This window comes from Salegentibacter sp. T436 (assembly GCF_001932675.1).
In the GTDB taxonomy this organism is placed as follows: domain Bacteria; phylum Bacteroidota; class Bacteroidia; order Flavobacteriales; family Flavobacteriaceae; genus Salegentibacter; species Salegentibacter agarivorans.
In genome coordinates, this window is record NZ_CP012872.1 from 2,627,300 (window position 1) to 2,647,311 (window position 20,012).

Annotated in this window: 19 protein-coding genes and 1 tRNA gene; 15 read left to right on the top strand and 5 right to left on the bottom strand. The window is 36.8% G+C overall.

Annotated features, from left to right (window positions below):
* Window positions 1-10: 10 nt before the first annotated feature.
* The 11 genes from AO058_RS11455 to AO058_RS11505 all read left to right on the top strand — a co-directional run bounded on the left by AO058_RS11455 (window position 11) and on the right by AO058_RS11505 (window position 8,814).
* The gene (locus AO058_RS11455) at window positions 11-349 is read left to right on the top strand and encodes a winged helix-turn-helix domain-containing protein (protein ID WP_075326686.1); all 339 of its coding nucleotides are present in this window, start codon (window positions 11-13) and stop codon (window positions 347-349) included.
* A gap of 68 nt (window positions 350-417) precedes the next feature.
* A complete protein-coding gene (locus AO058_RS11460) occupies window positions 418-1,575 on the top strand; it encodes a cysteine desulfurase family protein (protein ID WP_075326687.1) in 1,158 nt (385 codons plus the stop codon).
* Window positions 1,572-2,726 (top strand): XdhC family protein, encoded by a 1,155-nt coding sequence (locus AO058_RS11465; RefSeq protein WP_075326688.1) that lies wholly within the window; start codon window positions 1,572-1,574, stop codon window positions 2,724-2,726. The genes AO058_RS11460 and AO058_RS11465 overlap by 4 nt, the downstream gene beginning before the upstream one ends.
* Window positions 2,723-3,325: a nucleotidyltransferase family protein gene (locus AO058_RS11470; RefSeq protein WP_075326689.1), complete on the top strand. Its 603-nt coding sequence runs from the start codon at window positions 2,723-2,725 to the stop codon at window positions 3,323-3,325. The genes AO058_RS11465 and AO058_RS11470 overlap by 4 nt, the downstream gene beginning before the upstream one ends.
* Window positions 3,322-3,558, top strand: a complete 237-nt coding sequence (locus AO058_RS11475; protein WP_075326690.1) for a MoaD/ThiS family protein — start codon at window positions 3,322-3,324, stop codon at window positions 3,556-3,558. Before AO058_RS11470 ends, AO058_RS11475 begins: the two co-directional genes overlap by 4 nt.
* Window positions 3,555-4,568, top strand: coding sequence for a HesA/MoeB/ThiF family protein (locus AO058_RS11480; protein WP_075326691.1), 1,014 nt, complete (start codon window positions 3,555-3,557; stop codon window positions 4,566-4,568). The genes AO058_RS11475 and AO058_RS11480 overlap by 4 nt, the downstream gene beginning before the upstream one ends.
* 23 nt (window positions 4,569-4,591) lie before the next feature.
* On the top strand, window positions 4,592-5,005 hold the full coding sequence (locus AO058_RS11485) for a molybdenum cofactor biosynthesis protein MoaE (RefSeq protein WP_442974330.1): 414 nt from the start codon (window positions 4,592-4,594) through the stop codon (window positions 5,003-5,005).
* A gap of 4 nt (window positions 5,006-5,009) precedes the next feature.
* On the top strand, window positions 5,010-5,876 hold the full coding sequence (gene moaCB / locus AO058_RS11490) for a bifunctional molybdenum cofactor biosynthesis protein MoaC/MoaB (protein WP_075326693.1): 867 nt from the start codon (window positions 5,010-5,012) through the stop codon (window positions 5,874-5,876).
* A gap of 22 nt (window positions 5,877-5,898) precedes the next feature.
* Window positions 5,899-6,891 (top strand): GTP 3',8-cyclase MoaA, encoded by a 993-nt coding sequence (moaA, locus tag AO058_RS11495; RefSeq protein WP_075326694.1) that lies wholly within the window; start codon window positions 5,899-5,901, stop codon window positions 6,889-6,891.
* Window positions 6,891-8,057 (top strand): molybdopterin molybdotransferase MoeA, encoded by a 1,167-nt coding sequence (locus tag AO058_RS11500; RefSeq protein ID WP_075326695.1) that lies wholly within the window; start codon window positions 6,891-6,893, stop codon window positions 8,055-8,057. The genes moaA and AO058_RS11500 overlap by 1 nt, the downstream gene beginning before the upstream one ends.
* Before the next feature lies 1 nt (window position 8,058).
* Entirely contained in the window at window positions 8,059-8,814 is a 756-nt protein-coding gene (locus tag AO058_RS11505) for a sulfite exporter TauE/SafE family protein (protein WP_075326696.1), read from the top strand.
* 304 nt (window positions 8,815-9,118) lie between these two features.
* On the opposite strand, the gene AO058_RS11510 is transcribed toward AO058_RS11505, so the two are convergent.
* The 3 genes from AO058_RS11510 to AO058_RS11520 all read right to left on the bottom strand — a co-directional run bounded on the left by AO058_RS11510 (window position 9,119) and on the right by AO058_RS11520 (window position 12,217).
* Entirely contained in the window at window positions 9,119-10,324 is a 1,206-nt protein-coding gene (locus AO058_RS11510; RefSeq protein ID WP_075326697.1) for a site-specific integrase, read from the bottom strand.
* Between the two features lie 247 nt (window positions 10,325-10,571).
* A tRNA-Pro gene (locus AO058_RS11515) sits at window positions 10,572-10,645 on the bottom strand.
* Between the two features lie 309 nt (window positions 10,646-10,954).
* Window positions 10,955-12,217: a carboxypeptidase-like regulatory domain-containing protein gene (locus tag AO058_RS11520; RefSeq protein ID WP_156858144.1), complete on the bottom strand. Its 1,263-nt coding sequence runs from the start codon at window positions 12,215-12,217 to the stop codon at window positions 10,955-10,957.
* Between the two features lie 168 nt (window positions 12,218-12,385).
* Between AO058_RS11520 and AO058_RS11525 the strand changes: the two genes are divergently transcribed.
* Entirely contained in the window at window positions 12,386-13,261 is an 876-nt protein-coding gene (locus AO058_RS11525) for a cation diffusion facilitator family transporter (RefSeq protein ID WP_075326699.1), read from the top strand.
* A gap of 49 nt (window positions 13,262-13,310) precedes the next feature.
* Here AO058_RS11525 and AO058_RS11530 read toward each other — a convergent pair whose 3' ends face one another.
* Together AO058_RS11530 and AO058_RS11535 are read right to left on the bottom strand one after the other, a co-directional pair.
* Window positions 13,311-16,334 carry an SbcC/MukB-like Walker B domain-containing protein gene (locus AO058_RS11530; protein ID WP_075326700.1) on the bottom strand — a complete coding sequence of 1,008 codons (3,024 nt, stop codon included), beginning with the start codon at window positions 16,332-16,334 and terminating at the stop codon, window positions 13,311-13,313.
* 3 nt (window positions 16,335-16,337) lie between these two features.
* Window positions 16,338-17,555 (bottom strand): exonuclease SbcCD subunit D C-terminal domain-containing protein, encoded by a 1,218-nt coding sequence (locus AO058_RS11535; RefSeq protein WP_075326701.1) that lies wholly within the window; start codon window positions 17,553-17,555, stop codon window positions 16,338-16,340.
* Window positions 17,556-17,742: 187 nt separating this feature from the next.
* On the opposite strand from AO058_RS11535, the gene trhA reads away from it, so the two are divergent.
* From trhA to AO058_RS11550, 3 genes are all read left to right on the top strand, one after another.
* The gene (gene trhA / locus AO058_RS11540) at window positions 17,743-18,384 is read left to right on the top strand and encodes a PAQR family membrane homeostasis protein TrhA (RefSeq protein WP_075326702.1); all 642 of its coding nucleotides are present in this window, start codon (window positions 17,743-17,745) and stop codon (window positions 18,382-18,384) included.
* 99 nt (window positions 18,385-18,483) lie between these two features.
* A complete protein-coding gene (locus tag AO058_RS11545; protein ID WP_075326703.1) occupies window positions 18,484-19,116 on the top strand; it encodes a Crp/Fnr family transcriptional regulator in 633 nt (210 codons plus the stop codon).
* 70 nt (window positions 19,117-19,186) lie between these two features.
* The gene (locus tag AO058_RS11550) at window positions 19,187-19,984 is read left to right on the top strand and encodes a sulfite exporter TauE/SafE family protein (protein ID WP_075326704.1); all 798 of its coding nucleotides are present in this window, start codon (window positions 19,187-19,189) and stop codon (window positions 19,982-19,984) included.
* The last annotated feature ends 28 nt before the right edge of the window (window positions 19,985-20,012 follow it).

Consider the following 20,012-nt stretch of genomic DNA (forward strand, 5'->3'; position numbering starts at 1 on the left):
CTGGCTGCCAATGAAAAAATTTAAGTTTAAATATTGGGTAGAAAATGAAGGTGAAAAATTCTATGGACCTGGACCCAATGAATTGGTAAAAAGGATTCATAAAGAAGGATCCCTTTCCAAGGCAGCCGCGCAAATGAATATGTCCTATAAAAAAGCCTGGGATTTGGTCCAGCGATTAAATAAGCATGCTGCCGAGCCCTTAGTGATTTTAAAGAAAGGAGGATCCCATGGTGGTGGCGCGGAAATAACCCCCTATGCCTTAAAGGTTATTCGGGAATATGAAAAATTGGAACAGAAGTTAAGTGAGCTTCTAGAGCAGGAAAATAATTTGCTAAAAATTATAAAATAACAGAAAATAGGGGGTTTCAGTGAAATTCCCTTTATTTTAAAAGCCGATATATACAGCAATATATAACGATGAAGTCAAAAGATAAGCCTATATACCTCGATTACAACGCAAGTACTCCGGTAGCCCAGGGAGTCGTCGAGACAATGCTGCCGTATTTTACTGAAAAGTTTGGTAATGCCGGTAGTGACCATGTCTTTGGATGGGATAGCCGCGAAGCAGTGGAACTTGCCAGGGAACAAATAAGCGGATTGTTGAACTGTAAACCCACGGGACTAACCTTTACTTCAGGGGCTACCGAAGCTGCCAATCTTGCCCTTTTCGGGTTTTGCGAGAAAAATAAGGTAAAAGGGAAGCATATTATTACCTGTGAAACCGATCATAAAGCGGTGCTGGATCCTATGCAGGCTTTAGAGAAAAAGGGTTTTGAGGTGACTTATCTTAAGGTGGATCCAGATGGGATTATTGATTTGAAAGATCTGGAAGATGCTATTTCACCTGAAACAATATTGGTTTGTCTAATGTTGGCAAATAATGAAACCGGACTCATCCATCCTATGGCTGAGATTGAAAAAATTACGCATTCAAAAGGGGTGAAATTAATGAGCGACATCACCCAGGCGGTAGGTAAGATGCCGGTGGATTTGGAAGAATTGAATTTAGACATGGCCATTTTCTCATCGCATAAGATTTATGGGCCTAAAGGTATCGGAGCGTTGTATCTAAATAAAAAGAATAAGGTAGCCATTGATCCTTATGTTTATGGGGGCGGACAGGAAAAAGGATTGCGGCCTGGAACTTTAAATGTTCCCGGAATTGTAGGCTTTGGAAAAGCTGCTGAAATAGCAACTTCCAAAATGGCAGTGGAACCAGAAAGAATAATGAAATTAAAGAATAAATTAGAAAAAGCCCTGGGAAAAATAGATGGAGCCATTATCAATTGTAAGCATGCTAACCGGCTTCCTAATACCACCAATATCTCTTTTAAAGATATCACCGGAAATATATTGCTAAGAAAATTAAAGCATTTAGCTGTTTCACGTGGTTCGGCATGTACTTCCAATCTTGTCAAGCCTTCTCATGTTCTAATGGCTATGGGCTTAAGCGATGAATTGGCTTTATCCTCCATAAGGATTAGCCTAGGAAGGGAAACAAGTGATCAGGATATTGAATTTGCTGTTAATGAGATCGAGAAAGCGGTAAATAGTTTAAAAACTGCGGCTGTATGAGAGAACTGGATGTCATAATTTCAAAATATGATTTTCTTAAAGAAAATGCTGTGGAATGTGTTCTGGCTACCGTGGTTCACGTACAGGGTTCCTCTTACCGGAAGGCTGGTGCCAGGATGCTGGTTGATGAATATGGAAATATCACAGGGGCAATTAGTGGCGGCTGCCTGGAGGGCGATGCCTTGCGCAAAGCGCTTCACGCCCTGCACAGGCAAAAAAATAAATTGATAACGTATGACACCAGTGATGAAGACGATGCTATTATCGGTGCACAACTGGGATGTAACGGTGTTATTCAGGTGTTATTTGAACCCATTGATTATTTGGATGATTTAAACCCGTGCGAACTCTTGAAAAAAGTTGCCAGACAAAATAGTCCTCTGGCAATTGTGGTGCAATTTAACCTGAACAAACAAAAAGAACAGACCGGAACAAAATTGGTGATTACCGAGGATTTAAAAGCTTTTGGACAAAAACCGGAAAAGCAATTATTTAATTATATTGAAGAACAAGCCCGGCTGAGCTTAAAGAATAATTATCCCCATTTTGCTGAATTTACAACAGAAGAAGAATCCAACCATATTTTTATTCAGAATTATCAGCCTCCTGTTAAATTAATTATTGTTGGCGCCGGAAATGATGCTCAAATTCTTGCACAACAAGCTGATTTATTGGGATGGGATGTAATAGTGACCGATGGAAGGCCAACCCACGCAAATAAAGACCGGTTTACCTCTTCCTGCCAGGTGATCGTTTCTAAACCGGAAGAAACCCTGAAAAATATTGAAATAGACCATCGTAGCTGCTTTGTACTGATGAGCCATAATTACAATTATGATTTGGCGGCTTTAAAGATGCTTATTAAGGAAAAACTTATCCCCTACGTTGGAATCCTGGGACCATTAAAAAAATACCAGCGAATGCTCAATGATTTAGAAGAAGAAAATTTTGATTTGGTAGATGAAAATTTGAAGAAAATATATGCACCGGTAGGATTGGAAATAGGTGCCGAAACCCCTGCAGAAATAGGACTTTCTATTCTGTCTGAAATTCAAATGGTTTTAACCGGTAAAAGTGCTATGCCGTTACGAGAGAAAGAGACGCCCATTCACAATAAAAAGCTTAATCATTTTACAAAGGTTGCGATATGATAGGAAAGACAAAAATCGGAGTTATTGTTTTGGCAGCGGGGGCTTCTAGAAGGCTTGGTTTTCCAAAACAACTGGTGGAATTTAAAGGCAAACCTTTGCTACAGCATAGTATGGATGTCGCCGAACAACTTGAATTCGATTGCAGGATGCTAATGTTGGGTTCAAATGCAGAAAAAATTAAAAAGGAACTGGACATTGGGAACTTTACTATTATCATTAATGAAAAGTGGGAACTTGGTATGGGCACTAGTATAAGCAAAGGGGTTTCCGCTGCGCTAAAGGCTAAAAGTGATTTGGAACATATTTTAATATTACTTTCAGATCAACCTTTTATTACCAAAGAAAAAATTCAGGAATTAATTCGGCAACAGATAGAAAATAAAAAGCCTGCGACATTTTCAGAATATGCCGGGGAGGTCGGGGTGCCTGCTATTTTTTCAAAGGAAACTTTTTCGGATTTAATGATGCTAAAAAAAGACCAGGGCGCTAAAAAATTAATATTAGACGAGAAAATAAGCTTTGAAACCCTAAAATTTGAAGGAGGAAATTTTGACGTGGATACCGCTGAAGATGTGGAACAATTAAAACAGATGGAATGAAGATAAATATTAAATATTTCGGAATGATTGCCGAAACCACGGGCAAAAATGAAGAAGCCCTAGAAGTGAATGAAGGAATTTCTGCCAGAGAGTTGAAAGCCCGCCAAATAAAAACTTACCAGATTGCCGATCCTGAATCTGTGCAACTTGCGGTGAACCAAAATTTAAATACTGAAGTTGAACTAAAAGAAGGCGATGAGGTTGCATTTTTACCGCCCTTCGCAGGAGGATGATGAGATACGATAGACAAATAAAGTTGGATGAGGTTGGTTTTTCTGGACAGGAGAAACTAAAGAATTCTAGCGTTTTAATTGTAGGGATTGGTGGACTGGGCTGTCCCGCAGCCCAATATCTTGTCGGCGGTGGTGTTGGTCGAATTGGTCTTATGGACCACGACCGGGTTTCGCTTTCCAATTTTCACAGACAGGTATTGTTTGATGAAATCGATGTTGGTAAATCCAAAGCTGCTGTGGCCAAAGAAAAACTTCAAAAACTTAATTCCGAAGTTGAAATTGAAGTTTACCAGGAAGCTTTGACTATTGTTAATGCAGAAACACTTTTTCAGCAATATGATATTATTATAGACGGGACCGATAATTTTGAAACGAAATACCTGATCAATGATGCCTGTATTTTAACGGAAAAACCCTGGATCTACGCTTCAATTTATAAACATGAGGGGCAACTTTCAGTTTTTAATTATAAAAACGGGCCTTCCTATCGCTGTCTTTTTCCAAAAACTACACAGCAAAATGTAAGCTGTGAAGCTACGGGCGTTTTGGGAGTTACCCCCGGAACCCTGGGAATGCTCCAGGCTACCGAGGTTCTTAAAATCATTCTTGAAACCGGAAATGTGCTTTCAGGAAAATTAAAACTGATTAATATCCTTTCAGGAACCGAGCAGGTAATGAATATTCAGCAACGACCGGAAGAGATCGAAAAGATTAAAAAAAACGGGATTATTCCTGTAAAGATCGTATGTGAGCTTAAAAATAATTCAAAAACCTTCCTTGATATTCGTGAGGTTTTTGAACAGCCAAAAGTAGCTTCAGAAAATATAATTCAAATCCCACTAAGCACTATTGATGAGCATATTTGGGAAATTCCCAGGGAAGAAGAAGTACTGGTTTTTTGCCAGTCGGGCAAACGTAGTAAAAAACTTGTGGATTTGCTGAAAGCTGAATACGGCTTTGAAAATTTGAAAAATGTTGAAGGAGGTATAAAAACTATAATTGATGGATAAGAAAAAACCGAAAAAAAGTATTTATGCAGGGCGCGATTCCGCCGGAAAAGATTGCTAAATCAATCGCAAACCACCAATCAAAAACTAATATCGGGGCGCATAGCATTTTCCTGGGACAGGTTCGTGCCGATGAAATTGAGGGTAAAACCGTAAGCGCAATAGATTATTCGGCTTATGAGGAAATGGCTGAGCAGGTATTTCACGAAATAAGGGAGGATGCATTTTCAAAATTCGATATTACCTGCGCCCATATTTACCATAGCCTTGGCGAAGTACAAACCGGGGAATTATGCCTGTTTGTATTCACTTCATCAGCACATAGAAAAATTGCTATAGAGGCCTGCAATTATTTTGTCGAAGAAATAAAGGCAAAAGTGCCAATTTTCGGAAAAGAGATTTTCGAAGATCAAACCCATCAATGGAAAGTGAATAAATAAATAAATGGTTGATATTACTCATAAAATAACGACACTTAGGGAAGCTGCTGCAATAGCGGTGGTGCGAACTTCCAGTGAAGAGACAATTAAAAGGCTCAGGGAAAATACAGTTCCTAAAGGGAATGTGTTTGAAATGGCAAAAGCCGCGGGTTTACTGGGTGTGAAAAAGACCCCTGAACTATTACCGGATTGCCATCCGCTACCTATTGAATATACTGGAATTGATTATGAAATTAACGGACTGGAAATTCAAATTTCAGTGACGGTTAAAACGATCTATAAAACCGGGGTGGAAGTGGAAGCGATGCACGGGGCAAGTATTGTGGCGCTAACTATCTACGATATGTTGAAGCCCATTGATAAGCAGGTGGAGATTGGAACCATAAAACTTCAGCAGAAAAAAGGAGGAAAATCTTCATTTAAAGTGAATTCCGAAGGACTTACGGCTACTGTGGTGGTTTGTTCCGATACTATTTCAGCGGGAAAAGGAGAAGATAAAGCAGGAAAGACCATTGCTACAAAATTGGAGGATTTGGGGATAACTTCTGAGATTCTCATTATTCCTGATGAAGCCCAGCAGATTGAATCGGCTTTACAGCATGCTAAATCAGACCTGGTGATATTCACGGGAGGAACCGGAGTTGGGCCACGGGATGTAACACCGGAAACCATAGGGCCGCTATTGGATATCAGGCTAAAAGGCGTGGAAGAACAAATGAGAAATTACGGGCAACAGCGAATGCCTTATGCGATGCTGTCCAGATCTATAGCAGGAATAAAAGATGGAAAACTGGTTCTGGCCCTGCCTGGGTCAACCAAAGGAGCGAAAGAGTGCATAGATGCAATATTTCCGCACGTATTGCACGTTTAAAAAGTGATAGAAGGAAAAAGACATGACTGAAGCGAAAAAACAAATAGTAGACAATTTTGGAAGACCACATACTTACCTTAGGATTTCCCTTACAGACAGGTGTAATTTAAGGTGTTTCTACTGTATGCCTGAGGATGGGGTTGAACTTATCGAGAAACCGAATATAATGAGCCTGGAAGAAATTATAGAGTTATCCAGGACATTTCGGGATCTTGGTGTAGATACGATTCGGATAACCGGTGGTGAACCTTTAGTTCGAAAGAATTTTGGTTACCTCGTTGAGGAACTGGCAAAACTTGGGGTAACCTTAAAGATCACTACCAATGGGATTACTTTGGATAAATACCTGGAGCTATTTCAAAAAATAGGACTTCGAAAAATTAATTTAAGTCTGGATACCCTAGATAAGGCCAAATCGGTATTTATCACTAAGCGTGATTATTTTGAGCGCATTATGAGGAACCTGGAAAAAGCCCTGGAGATGGATATGGAGGTTAAACTCAACATTGTTTTAATCAAAGGGGTAAACGACAACGAGATCAATGATTTTATTGCGCTTACCAAGCATAAGAACTTAACCGTTAAGTTTATTGAATTTATGCCATTTAAGGGCAATAAATGGGACTGGAGCAAAGGGGTAGGAAAACAAGAAATTCTCGATACGATTTCTAAGGAGTTTGGAACTATTCAGGAACTAAAGAATCCGCGACATAGTACTTCTTCCAATTTTAAAGTGGATGGTCATACCGGAAGTTTTGCCATTGTAAGTACTATTACGAGTCCGTTCTGCGAAGATTGTAACAGGATTCGAGTTACCGCCGATGGAAAAATGATGAATTGCCTTTTTGCCAGTTCTGATACCGATTTGCTTACACCAATGCGAAACGGGGAACCAATGAATGATATAATAATGAACGCCATAAAAACCAAGAAGTTTTCCCGGGATGGGATGGATGTAAAGATGGACGCCGATCATTATGAGAAAAACAGGTCGATGATTTCAATAGGAGGCTAATGGTACAAATAGAAGAAGCTTTAAAAATTATTCGGGATCAACAAGTTCAAGTTAAAAGTGAAATAAGAGCGTTGAGTGATTGCCTTGGGTATTCACTTTCTAAAGAAATCTCAGCCCCTTTTGATATGCCTACCTTTGACAATTCGGCTATGGATGGTTATGCCCTCTGTGGGATTTCACGAGAATTTAAAATTATAGGGGAAGTCGCAGCAGGGGATGAAAGCCGAATCAGGTTAAGGGAAGGAGAGGCGGCACGAATTTTTACCGGGGCAAAAGTTCCCGAAAATAGCAGTGCGGTTATAATGCAGGAGAAAACAACAGTTTCCGGCAATAAGCTTTTTCTTGAACAGCCTCCAAAGCAGGGGCAGAGTATCAGAAAAAAAGGTGAAGAGCTGAAGAAAGGGGAGGTGGTTTTTGAAAAAGGATACACGATCACCCCGGCAGGAATCGGGATGATAGGTAGTTTAGGAATTGCTATGGTTGAAGTGTTTAAAAAGCCAGTCATTCATTTGATTACTACCGGAAACGAACTGGTTAAACACGGAGCACTAAAAAAAGAAGGGCAAATTTATGAATCCAACAGTTATGCATTGCGTTCAGCCTGTGAAGATTTTGGGTTTAGCTGTAAGGAAAAAAAGCAAATTCAGGATGATTTTGAAGCTATTAAAAGCGGCATAAAAGATTCCCTTGAAACTTCTGATATTTTGATTTTTTCCGGTGGCATTTCGGTTGGGGAATATGATTTTGTAAAACAGGCACTGGAAGAAAACGGGGTGGAGGAACAATTCTATAAAGTCTTTCAGAAACCAGGAAAACCTCTTTACTTTGGAAGAAAAGAGAATAAATTTGTATTTGCCTTACCTGGCAACCCTGCTTCTTCGTTAAGCTGTTTTTATATTTATGTTTTGCCACTACTTTATAAGTTGAGTGGATCTGTAAAAAAGGGGTTAGATCGTTTGAACCTTCCTATTGCCAAAGATTATGAAAACAAATCTGACCGGCCCTCCTTCTTAAAGGCCGATATTCAGAATGGATTTGTTGAAATATTAGACGGGCAGGGATCGTCTATGATAAAATCTATGGCACTAGGAAATGCTTTGGTTTTTATAGATGCCACCACTTCAGTTAAAAAGGGAGAGGGTGTAGATTGTTATTTAATTTCCTGATATGCCTTTAGAATACCTCCCTTTTATTTTCTTTTTTATCGCATTATTCTATAGTTCGGTTGGTTTTGGTGGTGGCTCCAGTTACTTGGCAATCCTTAGCCTGGTATTAACCGATTTTTATGAAATACGGTCTACTGCATTAATACTGAATATATTTGTGGTTACTATCGGCACCCTGGTTTTTATCAAAAACGGTGTGCTGAAATTAAAGCTAATATGGCCGTTTTTTGTGCTGAGTATTCCATTGGCCTATCTCGGTGCGGTAATTAAATTATCGCAAACTACATTTTTTCTAATCCTTGGAGGTGCATTGGTAATGGCAGGTTTTTTTATGATTTTAAAATTTCTGCAAAATAAAATACAGACTCAAGAATTTTCTAATCCAAAAAAAATTATTCTCGGCGGAAGTATAGGCCTGCTATCAGGAATATCCGGGATAGGAGGAGGTATTTTCTTATCCCCAGTTTTACACCTTTTGAACTGGGCAAATCTCCGGATCATAGCATCACTCGCTTCTATTTTTATTCTGGTTAATTCCTTAGCCGGACTTATAGGTCTTAATATGGCCGGGACTTTTCACGTGAATTATGATCTGATAGTTAAATTGATTGTTGCAGTTGTCTTTGGTGGAAGCCTGGGCTCTTATCTTTCAAATAAAAGATTTAACCTGAAATTTCTGGGATTTCTTACGGCGATGCTGATATTATATGTAGGGTTGCGGTTGGTTTTATCCCACGGATTTGATATTCATGTTTAACAGGATTTATTTAAAGGATAAGTAGCGACTATTTTTGACATTAATCTATTTGAGAGATATCTTACAATTTTATATTAGTAGTAATGAGGTTGTAATTATGCAGATAAAAAATGATAGCTACATTGTATCTTGAAACTCCAATTTCATATAAGTTGCTTTAACAAGAATAATTAAGTAATTCATAGTGCTTAAAGGATCTTGTCCAATATGTTTTAGTTTCCGCAAAGTGCTAGTTAATCTTTTTCATAAAGAAAATTAAGATTACCGGGGGGTTAGGTAAACTTAGGCTAATGCCAAAAGTTATTTAGCTGTTCAGTTTATTCCTCAAATTATCAATATCGCTAGATATTTTAGTGTCAATTACCCGTGCATAGATTTGTGTAGTTGATATTTTAGAATGTCCGAAAAGCTTTGACACCGTTTCTATTGGAACTCCATTTGCCAAGGTTACGGTAGTAGCGAAAGTATGCCGGGCGGTATGAAAACTCAATTTCTTTTTAATTTTTAGTTTATCAGTAACCTTTCTTAAATATTCATTAGTTTTCTGATTGGAATAAACCGGTAATAATTTTCCTGTGCCATCAATTTTTGGATGCCTTTTATATCGGTCTAGAATTTCCTGAGCTTCTTTCAATATCGGTATCCGAACGGCTGTATTAGTTTTACTTCTTCTGGTATAAATCCAATTTTTACCATCAATCCCAATTTGCAAATGATAATTTTTTAATGCCTTGACATCAGCATATGTCAGGCCAGTATAGCAAGAAAAAATAAAAATATCTCTGTTAATAGATAATACGGGTTTTTCTAATATTTCATTTTTAATCTTTTCAAGCTCTGTTTTGTTTAAGTATACCATATCTACTTGTTCAAACCATAGCTTGAATTTTTTAGTAGGATTTTTTTCAATCCCATCCAAATCTGCTGCCAGACCCATTAACTTTTTAAATCGTTCCATATGCTTCATTACTCCATTATTATGAAGACCTGGCAAGGCTCGTAAAAAACTTTCAAATCCAAGAGTAAATTGATAATCAATCTGCTTCAGATAAATATCAGCAATATTTAAGTGTGTTTTTAGATATTTTTTCAAGTAAGATTCTGTAGTGTAGTAGTTTTTCATTGTTCCATACTTCAGAATTTTATCCATCTTTTCTTTATGATAATTAATTAAATAGGTTAGTGTAAAATGTTGTTGATCACTTTTTAAGTATCGCGACTTGATTTTCTGTGCATTTATAATCTGGTCTTCTTTCACGAGAGTATCATATGCATCATATAATAATGCTTTGGTTTCATCAATCTTTTTATTGATCTGCTGACTTTCCATACTATTCCCTTTTAATCTATTTGCAGCCTGATTCCATTTATCAATTGGTATAGTACGTTTTAAACTAATTTCAAGAAATTTACCGTTAACGGTAATTCGGGCATAAAGAAGGGCTAGATCTGATTGGTTTTTCTTTTTTCGGATAATAAAAGAAATAGAAAAGGTTTGACTGGTACGCATAGCTTTACAATTTAAATTAAACAATCATTAAGAATACGAAGTCAAACTGCACATGTAATTATAGAACATGAGCCGTATAAAAATATAACAAAAAAGCTCACGATTAACTCACAGTTATAGCCATGAACTCACGATTAACTCACATTAAATTTAAAATGTTTTGTTAAATTTTGAGAAACAAAAAAGGGTAACTGTATGAAAACCATACAATTACCCTTAATTTGTGATATTTTAATATCTTAAAAAGTCGGGATGACAGGATTTGAACCTGCGACCCCACGCCCCCCAGGCGTATACGCTACCAGACTGCGCCACATCCCGATTTGAAGTATGCTCAATTTCAATTTTTAGAACTACCTATTTTAAAGGTGGTTCCTTAACAACCTATCCTGAGCAAGAGCAAGTCATCTATTTAATTCAAGTCACAAATTAAAGTGCTTATTTACTATTATCAAAGCGAAAATGTCATTTTTTAAGAACCTAAGCGTGGATATTCTTTAAATACCTGAGCATCAGTTTTAAATTTATTTTTCATAAAAAAAGGTTGTTTAGAAAGTTAACATGCTTTCTAAACAACCTTCAATATTCTTTTTAAAATATTTTATTCAATAATGAGCTTTTTTTTCGGTATTACTGAATATTTTCCTGGATTTTTTCTATGGCGTTTTGTATAGATTTATCGGGTTCTATAATATTATTGCTTCCCCAAAATTGTAGATCGGTAAAACCAGAAATATCATCGGCCATCACTACTCTTTTGTTTAAAAAGTTATCCCCTTTCTTAATTCTATCTTCGTTTTGTGGTTGCCAGTTGGTAACAGCCATTTCAGAATCTACAAAGTATCTGGAATTAAATAATTTTTTCTTCCAATTTACCACAAAAAGAAGCTGCGCATTGGAATAACCAAAATACCATTTGCCATCTTGTTGATGGTAATCTATATCATACATCACCTCAATAGGGTACACTTTAGTGCCCCCAGGTTTTTTATTTACAAACATATTGGTAGCAGCGCGCCGGTTATCTACATTCATATTCAGTTTGGCTCTTACCAGGCTTTGAGTTTCAGCATCTATAAACAGCGTTCCAAAGAACCAGGGCATATCTTTATTCATATCTTCAAATCGCACTACATGCAAGTAGCGGTTATCAATTTGAGTAGGCTCTTCAAAACTGAATTCATAATTATCTAAATCCCGCTCATAAAAGAGGTAATCTGGATACTTCATTACATCTATAAACAGCGTATTAAAGGGGCCGCCACGCAATTTTAGGGCCAGGGTATCTAAACGTTCATAATCAGCCGTTTTTCGGGCTTTAACAAGTTCTATATCTTCTTCACCAAAATCACTATAGGGTTTTTTATGAATTTTCACCACGGCTTCACTCAAGGAGACATTTCTATTCCCTTTGCTTATACTTTCTCTATAAAAGGCGGTCATTTGGGTAGGATCGTCAATATAATTATCTCCCCGGTTAGCCAACATGGTACGTACCAGCCTTCTTGCATCCCCGGTTTCATATACTTTAACTTCAGAAAGTTCTTCTACCACGGGTTCCAGGTAAATAATTGTTCCCCTGGGTTTAAAATAACTAAGAGGTAAATTCTTGCTTTGGTATCCCAAATAAGAAATATTTACCGTAGCAGGACTCGTTCCTTTTGGGACTTTTAAAGAAAATTTACCTTCAGAATTCGTCACCGTAGAAATATTGGTTTCATTTACAGATAAATGGGCGTTCACGATCACATCCTCATTATTGGAGTTGATCACTTCACCTTTGTATTCTACATAATCCTGATCGGAATCCTGTAAAAATGGCGAAGCTTTTAGGGGCGCGTAGAAAATAAGCATACCCACTAGAAATGGCATTAAAGTTTTTAAATTTTTCACAGCTATAAGTTTTTGATATTCATTCTAATATACGAAATTTTGAAGAAAATTAATAGTGAAATCTAAACTGAACACAATATTTTTCACTGAAGACTAAGAAGGTTTATAAATACATTAAAAATGATTAATTTCGAAGTGAAAAGCAATTGACCTAAGTTTTCCAGCAGTATGGGGCACCATCATCATAAGAATTCTTCTGAAAAAAATCTAAAACTTGTATTTTTTCTCAATCTCGGGTTTACCATTATTGAATTTATTGGCGGAATTTATGTAAATAGTATAGCCATTATCTCAGATGCTGTTCACGATCTTGGCGATAGCCTTTCACTGGGAACTTCTTGGTATTTAGATCATAAATCCCAACAAAAAAGCGACTCAAAATTCTCATTTGGATATCGCAGGTTTTCGCTTTTAGGAGCCTTGCTTAATAGTTTGATACTTATTGCAGGTTCGGTTTATGTGATTTATGAAGCGGTGGGCAGGCTAATGGCTCCCGAACATTCTGATGCAGAAGGAATGATGGTTTTTGCAATTATGGGAGTAATTGTTAACGGCTTTGCCGCCTGGAAATTAAGCAGTGGTAAAACCTTGAACGAAAAAGTGATTTCCTGGCATCTTATGGAAGATGTGCTGGGCTGGGCCTCGATCCTGGTGGTGGCAATTATTCTCCAGTTTAAAGACATTCATTACCTTGATCCGGCTTTGTCTCTGGTTATTACCATCTATATCTTATTGAATGTTTTTAAAAGGTTAAAAGAGACCCTTTTTATTTTTCTACAAGGTACCCCATCTGATATTAATCTTGATGAGGTAAAACAACAAATTAAAGAAATTCCAGGGGTAGCTTCCACACATCACGTACATATTTGGTCTCAGGAGGGAGAGCATCACGTTTTTACAGCTCACGTAAAACTGGAAAATATTAATAGCGTTGAGGAATACCTAAACCGTAAATCTGAAGTCTTAGAGTCTTTAAAAACCTATAATTTTGAACATTTTACCATTCAATTTGAACTGGATTCTGAAACCTGCAGTTTAGAGTAAAAATAATTTTTATTTTCAACCCGCAACCCGCAACCCGCAACTCGCAACCCTATTTCACCACCAAACTACTATATCCCTGCCCATTTCTGGTTAGCTGAATTTGAGTGCCAATTCGTTCTTTCAGGGATGCTACGTGACTAATGATCCCAATAGTTTTACCAGATTCTGCCTGGAGTTTTTCTAATGTATCCAGGGTTTGATCTAAAGTCTCTGGATCTAGAGTCCCAAAACCTTCATCTATAAATAGGCTATTAATTTCTACGTTTCTGGAAGCGAGATCAGATAAAGCCAATGCGAGAGATAAACTCAAAAGGAAGGTTTCACCACCAGAAAGTGTTTTTACAGATCGCCTTTGTCCGCCCATATCTTCGTCTATCGCTACCAAACCATCGTCTTCACCTTCCAGGGCTTTATCAATTTTATAGCGTTCACTTAAATCCTTTAATCGAATATTTGCTAAATAAATTAGCTGAGATAAAGTTAAATCTTGCGCAAAATCATTAAATTTTTTACCCTGCCTGTCTCCAATTAATGTGTTTAAAAGTCGCCAACGTTTGCAATCTTTTTCCTTTTCGGCAATTTGATTTTCAAGCTCTTTTAGCCGAAAAATATTTTCCGCATTATTATTTAGTTTTCTTCTCAATTCTTCGCAATTAGATTGCGTAGATTCAAAAGCTCCCTTTTTTTCTTTTAGCTCCGCAGTTAGATCATCTTCAGAACGTTTACTTTCATTCTCTTTGAATTGTTTTAGTTGTTTTTTCAGGGTAGAAATTCCTGTTTCAACAATGCTTTTCTCTTTTAGAAAATTATCTTTTTGCTTTTTTAAATCAAAGAATTTATTTCCCGGTAAAAGTGAATGGTATGCATTTTCCAGACTTTCAAAATCTTTATCTAAAACCTGTTGTTTTAGTTTTTCCTGTAAATCCTTATAAATCTTAGATTGTTCCTGAAATAGATCTTTTTGCTCTTCTTCGTTTTTCTGAAGATATTTTTTTTCCTGAAGTAATGAATTCCAATCATCCATTAACCGCTGACTATCATCACCAATATTTTTTCCTGAATATTTTTGCTGAAGTTCCTGCTGCAGTAATTTTCCGCGTTGTAGTATTTTCTCTAATTCCTCTAAAATTGGTAATCCACTAGCTAGGGACTTCAATTGCGGATTTATAGTTTCAAAAAATTCTAATTTTTCAATGGTAGTTTTTATCTGAGAAATCTGTGTTTCCCAATCAATAGCTTCCGGTTCTTTAAATTCAGAATATTTCTTCCTGAAAATTTCTTCGCTCTCGGTTATACCGATTTCAATTTCGTTTAATTGCTTTTTCGTTTTTTGTAGCGACTCATCTAAATGAGTTAATTTAGCTTGTGCTTGGGTAAGCTTCGAATTATGCGCATCTATTTCTAAAGTTTTTGCTGAAATTTTAGCCGCAAGATCGTCTTCAAAGTGGGGAAGATGTTCAGAATAAGGATGTTCTTTTGATCCACACAGCGGGCAGGCTTCTCCTGTTTTTAGTGAATTTCTAAGATCTTCTAATTGTGCTGTTTTTAACTGATTTTCTTTTTTAAGCTGAAGAATTTTGTGATCCTTTTTTAAAGAAATAAGCAGGTTTTTTTCTTCCTGAATAATTTTTGGCAAATTCTCCAATTCCGGCTTAAGGGAATCAATTTCTTTTTTTAAATCTAATTGTTTTTGCTTTTGTTCCAGGTTTCTTTCTGAAAAACTTCTGGCTTCCCGACTTTTTTCTAACTCGGTTTTTAAACGATTCTTTTCTGCAGCAATATTTTCTAAATCAACTTCTTTTAAATCGTTCTCCAGCTGTTTTTTCTGTTCAGTTTTTTCAGTTTTAAGATTTTCCAGGATTTCTTTGCCTGCTTTTAAATCATTCTCCGGAAACTCCAATTTTAATTCCCTGATTTCAGTTTTAAATAATTGTAGCTTACTTTTATAATCGCGTCCCAGGGAAGCTTTTTCTTCCTGGAGTTTTCTTATTTTCTCTGTAAATTCAGTTAGTTTTTCCTTGAGGTTTTCTTCAGAAATTTCTTCGTGAACAAAAGCTTTCACCTGTTGAATAGAATCACCTGTATTCTTTTTATTCGCTTCAATTTTTTCTGAAGTTTTATTCAATCCGTCTTTTATTCCTTCTAATTCCTGTTGAAAGCGTTTCCAGGATTGTATCTCTTCAGCAATTGGCTGTAGTTTTTCGTGCTGTTTAAGGCTTTCTCCATATTGATTTTCAAATTCCTTTAGCTGCGCACTCAGTTTTAATTCTTCAGCCTCTAAACCGTTGATCTCCTTTTCTTGTTCAGTAATGGTTTTCTTTAATTCCAGCTGTTTTTCAATCAACTTTAAATCCTTCTGCAGAGTTTCTGTTTGAGTGGTTTTTTCTTTTAAATCTTTCTTGAAAATTGTCAAATTCTCTTCAGACAGTAAATATGAGCTAATCAGTTTTATTTCATCTTGCTGTTTTTCGATTTCTGAAGTTTCTGTTTTAAAACGTTCAAAAGCCATTATTCCCAATTGGCGGTAAATCCCGGTACCGGTTATTTTTTCCAGCAATTCCCCACGTTCCTCTTTTTTAGCCGAAAGGAATTTAGCAAAATCACCCTGCGCCAGTAAAACCGATTTAATAAACTGGTCGTAATTTAAACCGATTAGATCTTCATTTTTCTCCGGAACTTCAGATTTTTTAAGATCTAACAGCGAGTTATCCTGGAGATTAGCAATCTCCATATTGTAATCGTTCAGGTTTCCATTTCGGTTCACCTCAATACTCCAGGAAGAAGTAAAACGACCGGCACCGGTTTCATAAGTAACTTTTGCGTAAGCTTCTTTTTGGTTTCGGGTAAGAATGGCACCTTTTTCCCTAATTTCTTTTTTGCTGATTTTTCCCAACCGCGGTACCTGGTTAAAAAGCGCCAGCGAAATTACATCCAGAATACTGCTTTTCCCACTACCCGTGGGCCCGGTGATGGCAAAAAGCGTATTTCCTGAAAAAGGGGAGGCTTCAAAATCTATATAATTTTCACCTTTTAAGGAGTTTATATTTTTAAATGCAATGCTTAATATTTTCATTTTTTAGCCTCTTTTTGATTGATGTACTTCTTCCAAAATTTCATTAAAAGCACTCATTAATTCTTTTCGGGTTTCTTCGTCTTCTTCCTGCTTATCTACTAATTTTTGAAAAACATCTAAAGGCTGAAGATCTTCCAATTGCTGTTTTTGCTCATAAAGTTCGCCACTGCCACTTATCTTATTTTCAAAAGTGGCGCGGTGTTTTACGATTTCGTAACCTTCAACCTTAAAATTATCGACCAGTTGATCCAGTTCATAAATCTTATTAGAATCGAAATTCCCTTCCTTTAGTTCAATTTCAATTAAAGAAGCGAGTCCGTTGCGTGGTTGTAGCTCTAGTAATTTCTGCTGAAGTTTTTCCAGGTTACCGGTAATTTTGAGTAATTCCCGAAAAACAGGAATTTCTATACTTTCCGGTTCCCAGCCGGTTACGGTATTTAAAAGTAGAATGCGGTTTTTATTACTGCGTTCACTAAAGGATAGTGCAATGGGCGAACCACTATAAAAAGTAGGGGTAGTAGCATTTACCCTTTGCGGTTTATGAATATGTCCCAACGCGATATAATTAAAATAATCGCCAAACTGAAGCGCATTAAATGCGGCTTGATTTCCGATTTGGATATCCCGTTCGCTTTCTGAAGTTTCGGCGCCAGCAGCAAAAAGGTGTCCCATAGCAATAGCTAGAACGCCAGGATATTGAATTTTACAAATTTCAGCGGCATCTAAAAACGTTTGCTGAATTCCTTTTCGTAAAGCTTCTAAGCGGTCTTCATAAGAATTTCCCTGGCTCGCAGTTCTAAGATCAGCATCCCGTAAATAGGGTAGGGCAGCGATCACAACTTCGGTTTTGTTTTGTTTATTTTTTACAGGAATAATACATTCTGAAAGTTCAATAGGCAAGCCGCCAATAATATGAATATCCAGTTCGCGCAAAACTTCCTGAGGCGCATTTAGCATTGTGGGAGAATCGTGATTGCCACCGGTGAGAATTATTTTGCAATCCAAACGTTTCAGCTTCATTAGAGCTTTAAAATATTGCTGTCTTGCTTCAGAAGAAGGATTGGCAAGATCAAAAACGTCTCCCGAAACCAGTAAAGCTTCTACTTTATTTTCCGCAATACAATCGCACAGCCAATCTATAAAAAGATCAAAATCTGGCTGTAAACTATGCTTATGCAGTTTTTTACCAATATGCCAGTCGGCGGTATGCAGAATTTTCATAAGAATCGCTTAAGGAATTAATGCCGGTGTGAAAGTTCGAAATTAATAAAAATTGCCCGTTTAAAATATTCCAATTAAGCCTGAATATCTTTAAATTTATGTCATCAACTTTCCTGCAAGGTTTTTTTAACCTTGTTGGAATTATAATTCTTTGTATTTAAAATTCTCCCACCAAAACTTGCAAAAAATGCCAATTAACCAATATGAGCCTTTAGAAGAAAAATTAAATGTGATCTCTCACGCTTTTGGTTTTGCCTTAAGCATACTGGGTCTTGTTTTATTGATTTCAAGAGCCAATGAACTTGGAGAAATGGTGCACCTGGTGAGCTTTAGTATTTTTGGAGCGAGTATGATTTTACTTTATGCGGCTTCTACTTTATATCATTCAGCCACAAATAAAAACTGGAGATACAGGTTAAATATTCTGGATCACGCTTCAATTTACGTACTTATTGCAGGAAGTTACACCCCATTTGCCCTGGTAACTTTAGAAGGTTGGGTAGGTTGGACTATTTTTGGAGTGGTTTGGGCTTGTGCCCTTACCGGGATTATTCTTAAGCTTTTTTACATTGGAAAATATAAAACGCTGTCCACAATAATGTATGTGGTAATGGGTTGGATAATTGTATTTGCAATTAAACCTTTATACGATAATTTAAGCTCTGAAGGTTTATGGTGGCTCATTGGCGGCGGACTCTCTTACACCATTGGTGCTGTGTTATTTAGTCTTGATAGGGTGAAATTTAACCACGCCATCTTCCATATTTTCGTGCTTTTTGGTACGTTTTGTCATTATCTTTCTATTTATTTCTATGTTTTGCCTGGATAGACTTTCCAGCTAAAAATGTGGAATTTTCTCAATTTTAATACTAATTTTAGATTCTGAAAAATTCAAATTCAGAATTAATAATAGCTCAGCCAGAATTTTATGCTACAGGAATTAAAAGAAGCCTACGGATTTATTTTTGAAGACGATCTAATCGAAGAAATCGCCCAGGTGGGTAGTTTACAATATGTTGTTGCCGGTGAAAAGATCATTGAAATTGGCGATTATGTAAAAATGATGCCTCTATTAATGGAAGGTGCTATTAAAGTGATGCGTGAAGATAAAGATGGAGATGAACTTCTCCTGTATTTTCTTGAACGTGGCGATACCTGCGCAATGACGCTTTCCTGTTGTCTTGGCCAAACCAAAAGTGAAATTAGAGCAGTTGCCGAACGCGACACAAAGTTGATCATGATTCCTATTGAAAAAATGGAAGAATGGACTTCTAAATATAAATCCTGGCGCGATTTTGTTTTTGAAAGTTACCACGCCCGACTTAACGAAATGCTGGAAACTATAGATACCATTGCTTTTATGAATATGGATCAGCGTTTAATGAAATACCTTCAGGATAAAGCAAAAATCAATCAAAATGAAGTAATTGCAGCTACACATCAACAAATTGCTTACGATTTACATACTTCCCGGGTAGTGATTTCCAGGTTATTAAAAAAACTGGAAATTGACGGTAGAATAAAACTGCAGCGTAACAGCATAGAAGTTTTAGAACTTTAATTCTTTGTAACCCTTGTTACTGTACAACAGCCATATTGCAGGTATTTTTGCAGCGTAATAAAAATATAATATGGAAATACTTGAAATACTGGGTTACTTTGGGGCATTGGTAATAGGTATTGTTTTGGGCCTTATTGGGGGCGGAGGATCTATTTTAACGGTTCCCGTGCTGGTTTATTTGCTAGCCATTAACCCCGTTACCGCAACTGCATATTCTCTTTTTGTTGTAGGAGCATCTTCTCTAGTGGGCGCTTTGAAAAATATGCAGAAAAAATTGGTAGATTTTAGAACCGCCATTGTTTTTTCTATTCCTGCGTTTATTGCGGTATATGCAACAAGAAAATGGATGGTACCTGCCATTCCGGAATCTCTTTTTAGTATTGGCCAATTTGAAATAACGAAGAATATTGGGATTATGCTGTTTTTCGCCATTATTATGATTTTGGCTTCAGTTTCTATGATTAGGGAAAATGGCAAGAAAAAAACTGAAAATGAAAAGATAAGTTATAATTATCCCTTAATTGTTCTTGAAGGAATTGTTGTAGGTGTTCTCACAGGAATTGTAGGGGCCGGCGGCGGATTCTTAATTATCCCGGCTCTAGTGCTTTTAGCAAAACTCCCTATGAAAAAGGCCGTAGCAACTTCTTTATTAATTATTGCCATTAAATCACTTATAGGTTTTATTGGAGATGTCCAAAATATGAATATTAACTGGCTGTTTTTAGGAATTTTCACCGGACTTTCCATGGTAGGAATGTTTATAGGAATTTATCTCAATAAATTTATAGACGGAAAAAAACTGAAAAAAGGTTTTGGCTGGTTTGTATTAATAATGGGTATTTACATCATTTGGGCTGAAATTTCGTAAATTTCAATCAGGAAAACTGAGGTGATGG